Origin of the sequence: Bradyrhizobium guangzhouense, assembly GCF_004114955.1 — a bacterium.
Lineage (GTDB): Bacteria > Pseudomonadota > Alphaproteobacteria > Rhizobiales > Xanthobacteraceae > Bradyrhizobium > Bradyrhizobium guangzhouense.
In genome coordinates this window covers 3,240,917-3,256,411 of the sequence record NZ_CP030053.1, presented here as the reverse complement: position 1 = coordinate 3,256,411, position 15,495 = coordinate 3,240,917, and the positions used below count along the sequence as shown (strand labels likewise).

Genomic DNA, 15,495 nt, shown 5'->3' with positions numbered 1-15,495 from the left:
GCAACTGCATCTAGCCGCCGCGGTTCCCGCTGCCAGGGTGCATTTTGCCCGCCCTGTCGGGAAGCGGGTGGGTTTGACCGCTCCCGGACGCGGATAATGGCGGCATCACGAGTTTGCAGGAAATGCGCCATGTCAAATGTCCCTCGCCTCCCCGACACCTTCAACCGCCTCGCCTGGTCCAACCTCACGGCGCAATCGGCCGAGCAGATCGCGCTGGCTGCCGCCCCCATCGTCGCCGTGCTGACGTTGGGCGACGCCGAGGGCCAGACCGGCGTGCTCCAGACCGCGCTGACCCTGCCCTTCGTCCTGTTCGCTATTCCCGCCGGGCTGCTCGCCGACCGCATCTCGCGCCGCGCTCTGATGGCCGGGGCCGAGGCGCTGCGGGCGGTGGCGTTGGGAACAATCGTGCTCCTGCTCGCTCTTGGCGCGCTCACCCTGCCGCTGCTGGCGCTGCTCGGTTTCGCAGCCGTCTGCGGCACCGTCGTCTATAGCGTGGCCGCGCCGGCGTTGGTGCCTTCGCTCGTGAGCGCAGAGCTGTTGCCGGCCGCGAATGCCCGCATCGAGCTTGCGCGCACGATCGCCTTTGCAAGCGGTCCCGCGCTCGGCGGCGCGCTGGTGGGATGGTGGGGCGCGAGCCCGGCCTTCGGCTTCGCTGCGGCGCTCTCGGCCGTCGCCGTGGTGCTGCTGTCCGGCCTCTACGAGCCCGCGCGCGCGCCCATGCCGCGCCGTCATCCGTTCCAGGACATCCGCGAGGGCGCGGGCTTCGTCTTCCACCATCCGCTGCTGCGACCGGTGTTCATCACGCAATTCATCTTCAATACCGGCTGGTTCCTGCAAATTGCAGTGTTCGTCCCCTACGCCGTGCGCCATCTTGGCCTGACCGCGGCTGGCGTCGGCACGGTGCTGACGATGTACGGCGTCGGCATGGTGATCGGCGCGCTGTTCGCCACGCGCGTGATGAAGCGCATCGCTTTCGGGACTGTGGTCGGCCTCGGCCCGGTCACCGGTTTCGTCGCAGCTATCGTGATGGTGCTGACGGTGCTGGTGCCCTCGCCTTGGCTTGCGGCACTGAGCTTCTTCCTGCTCGGCGTCGGGCCGATCCTGTGGGTGATCTCGACCACGACATTGCGTCAGGCGGTGACGCCGCCGCGTCTGCTCGGCCGCGTCTCCGCCATCAACATCATGAGCTACGGCGCCCGCCCGCTCGGCTCGGCGCTCGGCGCGATCGTCGGCGGCCTCTGGAGCGCGGAAGCGTGCCTCTATCTCGCCGCTGCCGTGTTCGGCGTGCAGGCGCTGGTGATCTGGCTCTCGCCGGCGGTGGCGCTGGACCGGCAACCGGCGATGGTGGGGGACGAAGCTGCGGCGCGGTGCTAGCCAAGCCGTCATTGCGAGGAGCGTAGCGACGAAGCAATCCAGTATCTTTCCGTTGAGGGATTCTCGATTGCTTCGCTGCGCTCGCAATGACGGAGTATGCGGAGACAGCCGGGCTAGTTCGCCAGGTAACGCTCGTAGCTGCCCGTCACCGGTTCGCTCGCATCGACTTCGGGATCCAGCGTGTAGAGATCCTGCGCACGGCCGATGCCGCGGAGCGCGTAGCGGCCGGTCGAGACGAGATAGCGGCGGCCGGCGGCATCCAGGCCCTTGTAGAACTCGGCCGACGCCAGCAACTCGCGATCGACCGAGCGGCTCATCGAGGCGATGCGGCTGACCTCGTTCACGGTCGGCCCCACCACGGTGAAATCGAGCCGGTCCTCGCTGCCGATATTGCCGTAGAAAACCTCACCGACATGCAAGCCGATATAGGCCGACGTGATCGGACGGCCCTCCGCCGCCCGGCGTGCATTCAGCGCCGCGACGTTCTGGCGGAACAGGTGCTCGGCCCGCAGCGCGGCGCGGCGGGCATGGGCCATGTCTTCACCCCAGAACATCGCAAGCACGCCATCGCCGATCAGCTTCAGCACGTCGCCACCGGCCTCGTGGATGGCGTCGATCACGGCCTGCGCATAGTCGTTGAGGAACGGGATGATCTCGTCCGGTCCGATGCTCTCGCTGATGCCGGTCGAGCCGCGCAGGTCCGAATACCAGAGCACGGCCTTGATGCGCTCGGTGACGCCGCGCGAGATGCGTCCGCGCAGGACCTGCTCGGAGGCATCGCGTCCGAGATAGACCCGCCCCAGCGTCCGCACGATATCGACCTGCTGCGCCGATTTGATCGCAAGTCCCAGCACCGGCACGAGATCGCGCAGCGCGGCGAGCTCGGCTTCGGTAAAGCCATCGTCCCGCCGGGTCGTCCAGTACGAATAGAGGCAGTCCATCTGCCCGAGCGCTCCGGTCTCGCCGAAGCGATGCACGAAGGCCAGGAAGTGGCGGTGACCGTTTTCGGCGAGCTCGCCGATCTGCGAGAAATCGAGCGAGGGCGCATCGGCAAGGTCGATCACCATCTCGTCGTGGCCATGCTCGAGCAGATGATAGAACACCGAGCGGCGCCAGTTCTTGGCCGCATCGCCCTCGGCCGTCGAGCCGTATTCGTGGACGTCACTTTCGTTGGTCGGCGTGTCGCTCCAACGGAACGCGCGTCCCTCGTAGATCGGATGCAGCGTATCGATGACCACGAGTCCGCGCGAGAGTTCCAGCCCCTCGGCGCGGCAGCGCTCGCAAAAGCCGCGCAAGAGTTCGGGTTCGGGAAGACCGGTGAGCCCCTGGCCGGCCAGCCAGTTCATCAGCGCAAGGCGGGAAGTGAGTTGCATGCGCCATTATGGCGTGCATTCGTGACGAGCGAAAGGCCGCAACCAAGGCTCCCGCCGACAGCAGGTCGAATATGCCGCGAACGCTGTTGACGCGCTCTCGCCTCGGGCCGCAAATGCAAATGATGACACCAAGGGCCAGAAATTCAGTGACATGAGCCAGCGCCAGCTTCCGATTATCCTCGCGCTCGGCACGACGCAGACCCTGGCCTGGGCCTCCAGCTATTATCTGCCGGCCCTGCTGGCCGATCCCATGGCCAACGATCTCGGCATCTCCACGAATTGGATCTTTGGCGCGTTCTCGGCCTCGCTGGTCATCTCTGCCTTGCTGGGTCCACGCATCGGGCGACAAATCGACCTCGTCGGCGGACGACAGGTGCTGTCCGCATCGAACGTGACCATCGCTGCCGGCCTCGCGCTGCTCGGCCTCTCCCAGTCTGTCGCGGTGATGACATTTGCCTGGTTCGTGCTCGGCATCGGCATGGCGATCGGACTCTATGACGCCGCCTTCGCCGCACTCGGCCGCATCTACGGCACGGAGGCGCGCAGGCCCATCACCGGCATCACCTTGATGGCCGGATTCGCCTCGACCGTCGGCTGGCCGCTCACCGCCTGGGGCCTCGCCCATGTCGGCTGGCGCGATACCTGTTTCGCCTGGGCCGCCGCCAACATCCTGATCGGCCTGCCGCTCAATTTCTTCATGCTGCCTTCGATCAAGGGCGCCAGACAGGCTGCGGCGACGGCCGAGAAGCCGCACGTCCCGCTTGACCGCACCATGATCCTGCTCGCCTTCGTGTTCGCCGCGGTCTGGACCGTCACCGGCGCCATGGCCGTGCATTTCCCGCGCATCCTGGAGGCGACCGGCGCAAGCCATGTCGAGGCGATCGCGGCCGGTGCGTTGATCGGCCCGGCCCAGGTGATCGCGCGGATTCTCGAAGCGAGCGTCCTCTCCCGCTTCCATCCGCTATGGTCGACCCGGCTTGCCTGCGTCACCCACCCGATCGGAGCTGCCGTCGTCGCCATCTTCGGTGCGCCGGCGGCGACCGCCTTCGCGCTGCTGCACGGCTCCGGCAACGGCATTTTGACGATTGCGCGCGGGACGCTGCCGCTGGCGATCTTCGGCCCGAAGGATTTCGGCTTCCGTCTCGGCATCATCGGCGCGCCGGCACGGATGGCGCAGGCGGTCGCGCCGCTGGCCTTCGGCCTGCTGATCGACGTGATGGGCGCCAAGGTGCTGATGGTCTCGTCGGCGCTCAGCCTGTCGGCACTCGCCGCGCTGCTCCTGATCCGCGCGGAGAAGCGGCCGGATTGACCATGCCGCCGCTTTCGCGCACAAGCGCAGCATGACTGACAACAGCCCCCCGCCCCGCACCTTCAAAGGCCTCATCCGCTGGGCCATGACGCCGCCTCAGGCCTGGGGCGTCTATCTCCTCGCCGTGCTGCTGGTGTGGCTGGTCTCGTTCTATGCCGGCACCCTGAAGCCGAAGAAAACGCCCGAAGCCGGTCCGCCTCCGGTCACCGCGCCGAAGAGCTGATCAAGAGCTAGTCGTAGAACTCCGGCGACATCTTCTGGGTGTCGCGCTGAGCCTTGTCGTGGTTGATCCACAGCTGCGCCTCTTCCTTCGAGATGGTGTCGGCGATTTTCTGCATCGAAGCGAGCGACTGCTCCTTGCTGAAATTGATCGCGGGAACACGGCGATTGTCGTAATTGTCCCTGAAGTGGGCGGCATCGCCCGAGAGCACCACCACGCCGGTCTTCGGCAGCCTCACCATCAACGATTGATGCCCCGGCGTGTGGCCGGGCGTCGAGAGGACGGTGATGCTGCCGTCGCCAAACACATCCTTGTCCCCGTTCAGCAGCTCGACCGGATGCGAGGGCTTGAAGCGCGGCTCATTATTGGCGCCGGGCCAGTCATATTCGGCCTTCTGCACGTAGAGCGTCGCCTGCGGGAACATCTCGACATTGCCGATGTGGTCAGGATGCGTGTGCGAGACGCCCATCGCCTTGACGTCGGAGGGCTCGACACCGATCTGCTCGAGCTGGGAAGCGAGCGTTTTCGGACGCCGCCAGGTGACGGCCTTGGGATCGGCCGGCACGAGGCCGTTCGGCATCGCTGCGATGGCGTCGGGAATGCCGGTGTCCCACAGGAACCAGCCCTTCGCGTGCTTGATGAGATAGCAGGTGTCGACGAAATCCATCGACTTGCCTTCATTTACCCCGGGCGACCAGCGCCCGATGTCGCCGGCGACGCCCTCGCCGCAATTCATGATGTAAAGCTTCTCGACACCAGGCTTCTGCGCGAACGCGGCCTGGGTGGACAGCGCGAATGCCGCGACGGCGAGAACGAGCGTGATCTTTGACATGACCTTGCGTGTCATCCTTGGTCCCTCCTTGCAGCGCCTTGTTACTACGACCGAGGATCAACCCCGCGCCGGCCGCGGAATTCCGCTTGCTCGCATTCTAGGCCTGAGCCACATGTCATTCTAACGCACAATGTCATGGTATCAGGCGATTGACAGGCCGGCGCGGTTTCGCTGTAATTAGTGCCATGGGGATTTGAGCGATCTCCCCACGAGGCGACATGCCCAAGTATCGCGTCCCCAGGTTTTTGCGAGGACGCAACACCATGCCTACGTTCACGACCATATCATCCGACAAACTGGCGCGCCTGATCGGCACGGCCAGTGCTCCCGTCTTGATCGATGTCCGCACCGAGGACGATTTTGCCGCCGACCGCCGGCTGATCCCCGGCTCTATCAGGTTCAGCCACGAGACCGTTGCGGAATGGGGCGGCCAATTTGCCGGCCGCTCCGCCATCGTCGCCTGCCTGCGCGGCGGCAAGCTCGCACAGGGCACGGCAGCCTGGCTGAGACAGCTCGGCGTTGACGCGGAAACCCTGGAAGACGGTTTCGAAGGCTGGAAAGCCGCCAAACTGCCGCTGCTCGACACCCGCAAGCTGCCCCCGCGTGACGCCAAGGGACGCTCCATCTGGGTGACGCGGGCGCGGCCGAAGGTCGACCGCATCGCCTGCCCCTGGCTGATCCGCCGCTTCGTCGATCCCACCGCAGTATTCTTGTTTGTCGCGCCATCAGAGGTGATCGCCGTCGGCGAGCGCTTCAAAGCCGCGCCCTTCGACATCGAGAACGTGTTCTGGAGCCACCGCGGCGAGCTCTGCACCTTCGACGTGATGATCGAGGAGTTCGGCATTGCGACGCCTGCGCTGCAGCGGCTCGCCACGTTGGTGCGCGGCGCCGACACGGCACGGCCGGACCTCGCACCGGAGGCGCCGGGCCTGCTCGCAGCCTCGCTCGGGCTGTCGCGCATGTACGACGACGACCTCGAACAGCTCGAGGCCGGCATGCTGCTCTACGACGCCTTCTATCGCTGGTGCCGCGACGCCATGGCCGAGACCCACAACTGGCCGACCAACAAGGTGAAAGCGTAAAGGACACAAGCAACGTGCAAGCAGGAGCTGATGCCGGTGACGGCATCAGCTCCGATGGGGCGCGTTGATTCAAATCAATGGTGACCCAAACACTCGGGATCAACTGCTGTGATGCCTCTCATGGTCACAGGAGACGAGCATGCGGTCGTTGGTGTTTGCAGCCGTCCTGAGCCTGATGCCGGTTTCGGCGTCTGCTATGTCCGACTGCCGGGTGACCGGTCAGCCATCGGTGTTCGGCGTCGACATGACGGCCTACTTTGCGATCAGGTCTGGCCACACCTGCAATTTTGCAATGCGAATTCCCGGAGCAATGCATAAGTCGGGCGTTTCGTTGCCGCCCTCGCACGGGACGCTCAGGCAGCTCAACGTCACGACATTCAGATACACCGCCGCACCCGGATACAGGGGCGCCGACATGTTTTCGATCTACGGCGAAGGGCAAGGTCCGTACGGCTCAGGGCGATCGGTCATGACAGTGAATGCAACGATCGAGTAGCCGACCGCCGGCGCGACCACGGTGCGATCTCTACTCCTCGGGCCAACTGGAGGAAGCTCTCATGTGCAAATCGGTCTTGACGATCTTGACAGTCAGTATCGCCCTGATCACGGGGCACGCCCAGGCTCAAACATATGATCCCGCTTTTCCGGTTTGCTTGTATGTCGTCTCGTTCGGAACAACCCCGTACTACAGATGCAGCCACGTGACGATGGATCAATGCAGGGCGACGGCGAACGGTCAAATGTGCGTCCTCAACCCGTACTACGCTGGTGCACCGGCCACAGAGAGCAAACGGCGTCATTCCCGCCACACCTACGCGCCACCCAAGCCTCTGACCCGTTACCGAGCTGCGCCGCACAACCAGCACAATGAACCCTATTATGGAGCTTCCCAAGGTTACGCGCCGGGCGAGAAGGAACGATTTCTCCAGAGTACGCGCCAATACATGTGACGGATGATCGGCGAGCACAGCGAAGCGCGCGTGGGGCCCAGTCGAACTACCGCATCATCCGTGCGATTGCCTCGCCGATCACCACCGTCGTGAAGTGGGTGTTGGCGCGGCAGTCTGACGGCATGATCGAGGCGTCCGCGACGCGCAGGCCCGAGATGCCTTTCACCGTGCCGTCAGGATTGACGACGCCGTCGGCATCATTGACGCCGCTCATGCGGCAGCTGCCGGCAGCATGCTGGATATCGCCGGTTTCCCGCCGCAGCAATGCATCGAGCTCGTGATCCGGCAGTGCCGCTGCCTGCGGCAATGTCAGATCGGTGTCGGCGAGCCTGATCCAGTCGGCGATGCTCGAGAGTGCCGGCTGCGAGGTGATCACGGCGAGGCGCTTCACCGCATCCATCATCCGCAGCATGTCGCGGGGATCGGCGAGCATGTTCTCCTCGACGATGGGATCAATGGACGGATCGGTCGAGGCCAGCTTGAGCGTGCCGCGTGAATAGGCATTGAACAGCCCCGCGCCAATAGCGCCGGGCATGCCGATGCCACGGTGGTTGAACGCAATCAAAATCATGTCGCGCTTGCCGCCATGGGCCAAGCCTGAAGAATAGGTCACACAGCAATTGGTGTGGCGGGTATTGGGATCAGTGGGGCGCAGGTCTTGGTGGAGCTGGATCGTGGCGCGAAACAACGGGTGATCGAAGAAGTGCTTGCCGACCGGCAGATCGCTCGCGACCGCGATCCCCATCGCCTTCAGTTCTTCCGCCGGCCCAACACCCGACCGCAGCAGGATCGCAGGGCTATGGATCGCACCAGCGCAGAGCACGATCTGGCGTGCGCTGATCTCGCTGGTGCCTTGCCCCTCGGTGTGAACGCGGACACCGGTCGCCCTTCCATCGCTGATCAGTACACGGTCGACCAGCGTTCTGCCGCGGATCTCCAGATTGGCGCGACCGCGCGCGGGCTCGAGATAGCCTTCGTTGGTGCTGATGCGGCGGCTGTCGCGGCTGTTGATGGGATAGCAGGCGACTCCCTCGCCGTCAGGGCCGTTGAGATCGGCGCACCAGGGATAGCCGCTCGCAAGCGCCGCATCGCGCAAGCCGCGATCGATCGGGCCCCATTTCTCGGGCGGCGCGCGATAGACCGGCAGCGGCCCGCCGCGGCCGTGGCCCTCGACATCGCCAAATTCAAAATCATCCTCGATCGCGGAAAAGAGCGGCATCACCTCCCTGGCCGACCACCCGGTGCAGCCCTTGGCCGCCCATTCGTCGAAGGCATCGGCAACGCCGCGGATGGCGATCTGGCCGTTCATCATCGAGGAGCCGCCGAGTCCCTTGCCGCGCCAGTAGAAGCGCGCCTCCTGCCCGGCGATGCGGCGCGTCAAGAGATCGGGCCACTGCCATTTCTCCTGATACTCGCGCTTGTGGATGATCGGGATCGGGTTCGGCGTCCTGACTTCCCAGGGCGCCTCGTCAGCGCGCCAGTCGAGCCCTGCTTCAAGCAGCAGAACTCGTCGTGACGGATCCTCGGAGAGCCGTGCCGCAACCGCGGCACCGGCCGAGCCGCCGCCGACAACAATGACATCGTACATCGCGCTCGTTCTCAATGGTCCCAAAGACCGGCACAGCGGACGGTATCAGACCGATCGAGATTGCGGAATGCGATTTGAACAGGGCGCTGTCGCAGCTCGTCATTACGAATGCAGCGTGCGCCCCGCGCTCGCGTGTCCCGGACGCGCAGCAACGCAAGAGCGTTGCTGCGCGTCCGGGACAACAACGCGACTACCCGATCACCTTGCCGAACTTGTTCGATTTCGGGAAACCCTTCGGGGGCAGGCGGCCGGCGTCGCCGCGATTGCCACGCCATTCGGCGAGCTCCTTCATGGTCGCGGAGAATTCGCGGCCTGCGGAGTCTTTCCAGGTGAGGCCGGCCTTGGCCTCGAAGACGGCGATGTCGGAGAGGCCGCCGTCCTTGTACTTCTGCAGCCGCGTGCCGCGGCCGCGCGCCATCTCGGAGACCTGCTCGAGCGGGAAGATCAGCATCTTGCGGTTCTCGCCGATCACCGCGACCGTGTCGCCAAGCACCTCTGTGACCGCCCGCGCCTCATTCGGCATGTCGACGTTGAGGACCTGCTTGCCCTTCTTCGTCGTGCCGACGCAATCGTCCTCGTTGACGACGAAGCCCTGGCCCTCGTGGCTCGCGACCAGGAATTTGCGGCCACCCTTGTTGACGAACAGCGTGACCGGCGCGGCCTCCGGCTCGAGATCGATGAACTGGCGGATCGGCTCGCCATGGCCGCGGCCGCCCGGAAGCTTCGCGACGTCGATCGAGAAGAACTTTCCGTTGGTCGCGAACAGCAGCAGCTTCGAAGTCGTCTCCGCGAAGAACGCGATGCCGAGCTTGTCGTCCTGCTTGAAGGCCAGGCCCGAGAGATCCTCGACATGCCCCTTCATGGTGCGGATCCAGCCCTTGTCGGAGACGACGACGGTCACCGGCTCGCGCTCGACGAGGGCTTCCTCGATCGCGGCAAGATCGTGCTCGGGCGCGTCGGCAAAAGTGGTGCGGCGCTTGCCGAGCGGCGTCTTCGGTCCGAACATGTCGCGGACCTTGCCGACCTGCTCGCCGACCTTCTTCCACTGCTCGGCTTCGGAGGCGAGCACCGCGTTGATCCCCTTGAGCTCGGCACGGAGGTTCTTGTCCTCGGTGCGGATCTCCATTTCTTCGAGCTTGCGCAGGCGACGCAGGCGCATGTCGAGGATGGCCTCGGCCTGCACCTCGGTCAGCTTGAACGTCTTCATGAGAACCGGCTTCGGTTCATCCTCGGTACGGATGATCCTGATCACCTCATCGATGTTGAGATAGGCGATCAGATAACCACCGAGGATCTCGAGCCGGTTCTCGATCTGCGCCTTACGATAATTGCTGCGGCGGATCAGCACGTCGCGCAGATGGTCGAGCCATTCGCGCAGGCACTCCGCGAGCCCCACCACCTTCGGGATGCGGCCCTTGATCAGCACGTTGAGGTTCAGCGGAATCTTGTTCTCGAGCTCGGTCAGCCGGAACAGCGATTCCATCATCACGGCCGGATCGACGTTCTTCGATTTGGGCTCGATGACGATCCGGACGTCCTCGGCCGACTCGTCCCTGATATCGCCGACCAGCGGCAGTTTCTTCTGGTCCAGCAGTTCGGCGACCTTCTCGATCAGGCGCGACTTCTGAACCAGGAACGGAATCTCGGTAACCACAACGACCCAAGTGCCGCGGGCGCCCTCTTCCTGCTGCCATCTGGCGCGGACACGGAACGAGCCGCGGCCGGTGGTGTAGGCCTCAGCAATGGCTTGCTTGGAATCGACGCAGATGCCGCCGGTCGGGAAGTCCGGGCCCTTGACCCACTTCAGGAGCGCCTTCGACTTCGCGTCGGGCTTCTCGATCAGATGCAGCGCAGCGTCGCAGAGCTCGGCGGCATTGTGCGGCGGGATCGAGGTCGCCATGCCGACCGCAATGCCTTGCGCGCCATTGGCAAGCAGGTTCGGGAAGCCGCCGGGCAGCACGACCGGCTCCTTCGACTGGCCATCGTAATTGGCGCGGAATTCGACGCCGTCCTCGTCGATACCCTCGAGCAGAAGCCGCGCGACATCGGTCATGCGCGCTTCGGTGTAGCGGTAGGCAGCGGGGTTATCGCCGTCGATATTGCCGAAATTGCCCTGGCCGTCGACCAGCGGGTAGCGCGAGGAGAAGTCCTGAGCCAGGCGCACCATGGCATCGTAGATGGCCTGATCGCCGTGCGGATGGAACGAGCCCATCACGTCGCCGACGATCTTGGCGGATTTCTTGAAGGGCGTGCCCGGGTCGAGCCTGAGCAGACGCATGCCGTAGAGGATGCGCCGGTGGACAGGCTTCAGGCCGTCGCGCGCATCGGGCAGCGCGCGATGCATGATGGTGGAGAGAGCGTACGCAAGGTAGCGCTCTTCCAGCGCCTCACGCAGCGGTACATCGTGAATTTCGGCCGGTTCTTCCGGTGGAACGATTCGTTTTCCCATGCCGCCCGGTTAAACCGTGGAAGCGAATCGGGCAAGGATGGAGTGGTTCCCTGTGGGCTGCTACTGCCCCGCCCAGCCCGCCGTTACGGTCGGCTGGACCTTCGGCGGAGGCGTGGTCGGCATGTTGGCGACGCAGCGGCGGGCGGTCTCGATCTCGGCCTCTGTTGCGCCATGGGCCCGCGCCCATGTCTCTGCCATCGCAGCGGAATATTTCGCCACATAGTACCGGACAACGGTGCAGGAGGCCCGCCGAAATACGCCGGGTTGCGGCTCGCCGGCCATTGCATCGGGTACGAAAGCGAGCAGCGCTGCAGTCAGCGCAAAACCCCTGATCAACATTTGGGCTGTCCCCCGTTGTGGAACCTGCCCGGCCAACGCGGATGGGCGAAGTTCGTTCCCGGGGCCCCGATGTCATCAGGCAATGCAGGAACGCGTTCCGCTCATGGCGCCGGCAGCGCCGCCTTGGCCTGCTGCCGCGTCAGGGCATTGATGAAGCCGGCTCGCGCATCGGAATGGCCCAGCCCACGTGGCTCCAGCACATGTCGCAGCAGGAACAGGCCGGTGAGCCGAAAGCCGTCCTGGAGATCCTCGTCGGTGAGGTCTTGCGCGGCTTCGCCATGGCGCAGGAACGGCGGCAGCCGCAGCAGCCGGTCGCGCCACGCCTCGCCCGCGCCGCGCGAGACCGCACCGCCGGATTTCGGCGAGACATAGATCAGATCCGTGCTCTCCCCGGTCACCGCGCAGTTTTCGAGCGCAAGACCGAAGCCGAGCTCGGAGAGCATGGCCAGCTCGAAATGGATGAGATGCACGGCCGCGCTGCCGATGTCGTCGAAATCATCGAGCGAATGTTCGAGCAGCCCAAAGATGTCCTCGTGCGGATCGCGCTCGGGCAGTAGCCGCGCAATCGCGGCCAGATGCGTGACGCCATAGACCCCATGGGACGATCCCAGCAGCGTTGCTGCACGCAGCTTCAATCCCTCGATCGCATAGGTGCCGAGATGCTCGTCGAGCCGGGCGCGCCACACCGCACTGACACTGTTGCCGGGCTGCAAGAGCGGCCGCAGCCGCGAGCTGGCGCCGCCCCGCACCAGGCCGAGATGCCGGCCGTGCTGGCGCGTCAAGAGCTCGACAATGGCGCTGCTTTCGCCATGCCGCCGCACGCCCAGCACGATGCCTTCATCGGTCCATTCCATGGCAGTAAGTGTAGCGGATTCCGCTCTTCATTCGTAGGGCGGATTAGCGAAGCGTAATCCGCCAATTGCCCGTACAAAGTCTCACGGCGGATTACGCTTCGCTAATCCGCCCTACGGAACCCGCCAAGATCTAGGCATTGAACCAGCCCTGCGCGTCGCCGGTAAATGAGAAATACAGCCCGAACGCCGTCAGCACGCAGGAGACGATCTCGATGGCGCTGTCGAGCTCGAGGCCCCGCTCGCCGAGAATCTGGGCGAGCGAGATCACCGACAGCACCAGCGCCGCCGCCAGCACCCAGCGCGGCCAGTTCTTGCGCCAGCGCGCAGCCAGCCAGACGAAATAGACCAGCAACAAAATCATCCCGCCGGCGAGCAGCGTCGCCGTCATGATCATCTGCTCGGTCATCTCGATGGTGGGCGTGCGATCCTGCACCGCCACCGACAGGGCATCCAGCATCAGCGAGGCATAGAGCAGCGCTTCGAAGCGCTGGACGTTACGGGGCACGCTCATCGTCAGCCGATCTGTTCTTGCTTATTCTTTGGGGAATTCCAGGCCCATCTCGCGGTAGCGATCGGGGTCGTCACCCCAGTTCTCGCGCACCTTGACGAACAGGAACAGATGTACCGGCACGTCCAGGATCTGCATCAGCTCCTTGCGCGAGTCCGCACCGATCGACTTGATGGTGGCGCCGCCCTTGCCGAGCACGATCTTGCGCTGGCTCTCGCGCTCCACGAAGATCGTCTGCTCGATGCGCACCGATTTGTCCTTGCGCTCCTCCCATTTGTCGGTCTCGACCGTGGATTGGTAGGGCAGTTCCTGGTGCAGCTTTTGATAGATCTTTTCGCGCGTGATCTCGGCCGCGAGCTGTCGCATCGGCGCGTCCGACATCTGGTCTTCGGGGTAAAGATACGGGCCCGGCGGCACCATCTCGGCAAGCGTGGTGCGGATGTCGTCGACACCGTCGCCCGAGATCGCCGCGATCATGAAGGTTCTGACGAACTTCATGCGCTCGTTGGCGGCCTGCGCCAGCGCCAGCAGCTTCTCGCGCTGGACCAGATCGACCTTGTTGATGACCAGAATCTTGTCGTGATTGACACTCGCGGCCTTGGCAAGAATCGCCTCGGCCTCCTCGTCGATGCCGGTCTTGGCATCGAGCAGCACGCAGACGAGGTCGGCGTCATGCGCCCCGCTCCAGGCGGTCGAGACCATGGCGCGGTCGAGCCGGCGCTTGGGCAGGAAGATGCCGGGCGTGTCGACCAGAATGATTTGTGCGTTGTTCTCGATCACGATGCCGCGGATCAGCGCGCGCGTGGTCTGCACCTTGCGCGAAACGATCGTGACCTTGGCTCCGACCAGCGCATTGACCAGCGTGGACTTGCCGACATTCGGCGCACCAATCAGCGCGACGAAGCCGCAGCGCGTCGCGGTGGGCACCTCGCCGCTCGTTTCAGCCGTCATTGCCGCCGCCAACGCCTTCACGTTCGATCATCACTGAAGCTGCTACTTTCTCCGCCGCGCGCTTGCTGCCGCCGATGCCTTCAGCCGGCGCCAGCCCCGGCAGGTCGACGGCGACGCGGAATTGCGGATCGTGATGCGGACCGGTGCGCTCGACCTCGCGATATACAGGCGTCGGCAATCCCTTACCCTGCGCCCATTCCTGCAGCACGGTCTTGGGATCGCGCAAGGGGCGCCGCGGCTTGTGCATGCGCTCGGTCCAGTTGCGCTTGACGAACTCGTCGGCCGCCGCGTGGCCGCCGTCGAGGAAGATGGCACCGATCACGGCCTCGCAGATGTCACCGAGGATGGATTTGCGCAGGCGGGCATCGGCGCTGGAGCCGACCGAGCCGAGCTTGATGTCGTCGAGCAGACCGAGCGACTTGGCGACGTCGGCGCAGCTTTCCTTGCGCACGAGCTCGGCAAGCCGCTTGGACAGCTCGCCCTCATCGGCATTCGGAAAGGCATGATAGAGCATGTCGGAGACGACGAGCCCGAGCACGTGGTCGCCGAGGAACTCGAGCCGCTGATAGCTGTCGCCGCGCTTGCGCCCGGACTTCAGCGCCGACACATGCGTGATCGCCTGCATCAGCAGGTTCGGATCCGTGAAATGGTGGCCAATGCGAGCCTCGAGCGCCGCGTTCGCGTCGGCCGCCGCCTTGGCCTTGTCCTTGGCTTTGCTGCTCCGCGTCCGCTTCTTCTTAGCGGACGGCTTGGTTTCAGCAGTCTTGCCGTCAGGCGCCTTGCCCTCGGAAGTCTTGGTCGCAAGCGCCTTGGTTGCAGCTTCGCCCTCAGGAGCGGCTTGCGCCTCGATCGATTGGGTCGCGATGTCCTTGGCTTCGTCTTTCATCGGACGATTTTGAAGAAACGATTCCAGCGTACCGACCACGGCCAGCGCCAGAACATCCAGGCATGCTCGCCTTCGCCGATGGAAAAGAAGATCATCTGGGCGCGGCCGATCAGATTTTCCTCCGGCACATAACCGACCTGGCCGAGGAAGCGGCTGTCGGTGGAATTGTCGCGGTTGTCGCCCATCATGAAGAAATGGCCTGGAGGCACCGTGTAGACGTTGGTGTTGTCCATGTAGCCGTTGTCGGCGCAGTCGAGCGTCTCGTAGGAAACGCCGTTCGGCAGCGTTTCCTTCCAGCGCTTCACCCGCGAGATGCCGCCTCCTTCGGAGCCGCACGGATCCTCTCCGACGAATTCGCTCATGCGCTGGCGCTCGACCGGGGTGTCGTTGATGTAGAGCAGACCGTCCTTCATCTGGATGTGGTCACCGGGCAAGCCGATCACGCGCTTGATGTAGTCGGTGGTGTCGTCCTTCGGCAGGCGGAACACGACGACGTCACCGCGGTTCGGCTCCGAGCCCCAGATCCGTCCCGAGAACAGCGGCGGCGAGAACGGGATCGAATAGTGGCTGTAGCCGTAGGAATATTTCGAGACGAACAGATAGTCGCCGACCAGCAGCGTCGCCTTCATCGAGCCGGACGGGATGTTGAACGGCTGAAACAGGAAGGTGCGGATCACAAGCGCGATCAGGAGAGCATGGATCACGACCCGGATCGTTTCGCCGACGCCGTTCTCAGTTTTCGTTCCAGAAGTCACGCTCATTGCTCTCTCAATTCCGGCC

The 15,495-nt window shown here is 64.5% G+C and carries 16 protein-coding genes; 6 read left to right on the top strand and 10 right to left on the bottom strand.

Annotated elements, in window-relative coordinates; all coding sequences use genetic code 11:
• Positions 1 to 129: 129 nt before the first annotated feature.
• Positions 130 to 1,374, top strand: a complete 1,245-nt coding sequence (locus tag XH91_RS15785; protein WP_128951423.1) for an MFS transporter — start codon at positions 130 to 132, stop codon at positions 1,372 to 1,374.
• Between the two features lie 113 nt (positions 1,375 to 1,487).
• On the opposite strand, the gene XH91_RS15780 is transcribed toward XH91_RS15785, so the two are convergent.
• Positions 1,488 to 2,747, bottom strand: coding sequence for an adenylate/guanylate cyclase domain-containing protein (locus XH91_RS15780; protein WP_128951422.1), 1,260 nt, complete (start codon positions 2,745 to 2,747; stop codon positions 1,488 to 1,490).
• A 151-nt stretch (positions 2,748 to 2,898) separates the two neighbouring features.
• Between XH91_RS15780 and XH91_RS15775 the strand changes: the two genes are divergently transcribed.
• Together XH91_RS15775 and XH91_RS15770 are read left to right on the top strand one after the other, a co-directional pair.
• Positions 2,899 to 4,056, top strand: coding sequence for an MFS transporter (locus XH91_RS15775; protein ID WP_128951421.1), 1,158 nt, complete (start codon positions 2,899 to 2,901; stop codon positions 4,054 to 4,056).
• 31 nt (positions 4,057 to 4,087) lie between these two features.
• Entirely contained in the window at positions 4,088 to 4,279 is a 192-nt protein-coding gene (locus XH91_RS15770) for a hypothetical protein (protein ID WP_128951420.1), read from the top strand.
• Between the two features lie 7 nt (positions 4,280 to 4,286).
• Here the strand turns inward: XH91_RS15770 and XH91_RS15765 are convergent, their stop codons facing one another.
• The gene (locus XH91_RS15765) at positions 4,287 to 5,123 is read right to left on the bottom strand and encodes an N-acyl homoserine lactonase family protein (protein WP_128951419.1); all 837 of its coding nucleotides are present in this window, start codon (positions 5,121 to 5,123) and stop codon (positions 4,287 to 4,289) included.
• 248 nt (positions 5,124 to 5,371) lie between these two features.
• Between XH91_RS15765 and XH91_RS15760 the strand changes: the two genes are divergently transcribed.
• The 3 genes from XH91_RS15760 (at position 5,372) to XH91_RS15750 (ending at position 7,140) form a co-directional block, all read left to right on the top strand.
• Positions 5,372 to 6,190 carry a chromate resistance protein ChrB domain-containing protein gene (locus XH91_RS15760; protein ID WP_164934011.1) on the top strand — a complete coding sequence of 273 codons (819 nt, stop codon included), beginning with the start codon at positions 5,372 to 5,374 and terminating at the stop codon, positions 6,188 to 6,190.
• 139 nt (positions 6,191 to 6,329) lie between these two features.
• A complete protein-coding gene (locus XH91_RS15755; protein WP_128958498.1) occupies positions 6,330 to 6,686 on the top strand; it encodes a hypothetical protein in 357 nt (118 codons plus the stop codon).
• Positions 6,670 to 7,140 (top strand): DUF3551 domain-containing protein, encoded by a 471-nt coding sequence (locus XH91_RS15750; protein ID WP_347338594.1) that lies wholly within the window; start codon positions 6,670 to 6,672, stop codon positions 7,138 to 7,140. Before XH91_RS15755 ends, XH91_RS15750 begins: the two co-directional genes overlap by 17 nt.
• 46 nt (positions 7,141 to 7,186) lie before the next feature.
• Here the strand turns inward: XH91_RS15750 and XH91_RS15745 are convergent, their stop codons facing one another.
• From XH91_RS15745 to lepB, 8 genes are all read right to left on the bottom strand, one after another.
• Positions 7,187 to 8,728, bottom strand: coding sequence for a GMC family oxidoreductase (locus XH91_RS15745; protein ID WP_128951416.1), 1,542 nt, complete (start codon positions 8,726 to 8,728; stop codon positions 7,187 to 7,189).
• A gap of 190 nt (positions 8,729 to 8,918) precedes the next feature.
• A complete protein-coding gene (gene parC, locus XH91_RS15740) occupies positions 8,919 to 11,177 on the bottom strand; it encodes a DNA topoisomerase IV subunit A (protein ID WP_128951415.1) in 2,259 nt (752 codons plus the stop codon).
• Between the two features lie 60 nt (positions 11,178 to 11,237).
• On the bottom strand, positions 11,238 to 11,516 hold the full coding sequence (locus XH91_RS15735; protein ID WP_128951414.1) for a hypothetical protein: 279 nt from the start codon (positions 11,514 to 11,516) through the stop codon (positions 11,238 to 11,240).
• A 101-nt stretch (positions 11,517 to 11,617) separates the two neighbouring features.
• Positions 11,618 to 12,370, bottom strand: a complete 753-nt coding sequence (recO, locus tag XH91_RS15730; protein WP_128951413.1) for a DNA repair protein RecO — start codon at positions 12,368 to 12,370, stop codon at positions 11,618 to 11,620.
• A gap of 130 nt (positions 12,371 to 12,500) precedes the next feature.
• Positions 12,501 to 12,881: a hypothetical protein gene (locus XH91_RS15725; protein WP_128951412.1), complete on the bottom strand. Its 381-nt coding sequence runs from the start codon at positions 12,879 to 12,881 to the stop codon at positions 12,501 to 12,503.
• A 21-nt stretch (positions 12,882 to 12,902) separates the two neighbouring features.
• Positions 12,903 to 13,829, bottom strand: a complete 927-nt coding sequence (gene era, locus XH91_RS15720) for a GTPase Era (RefSeq protein ID WP_128951411.1) — start codon at positions 13,827 to 13,829, stop codon at positions 12,903 to 12,905.
• A complete protein-coding gene (gene rnc / locus XH91_RS15715; protein WP_128951410.1) occupies positions 13,819 to 14,715 on the bottom strand; it encodes a ribonuclease III in 897 nt (298 codons plus the stop codon). The genes era and rnc overlap by 11 nt, the downstream gene beginning before the upstream one ends.
• Positions 14,712 to 15,476 (bottom strand): signal peptidase I, encoded by a 765-nt coding sequence (gene lepB, locus XH91_RS15710; protein WP_128951409.1) that lies wholly within the window; start codon positions 15,474 to 15,476, stop codon positions 14,712 to 14,714. Before lepB ends, rnc begins: the two co-directional genes overlap by 4 nt.
• Positions 15,477 to 15,495 lie beyond the last annotated feature (19 nt).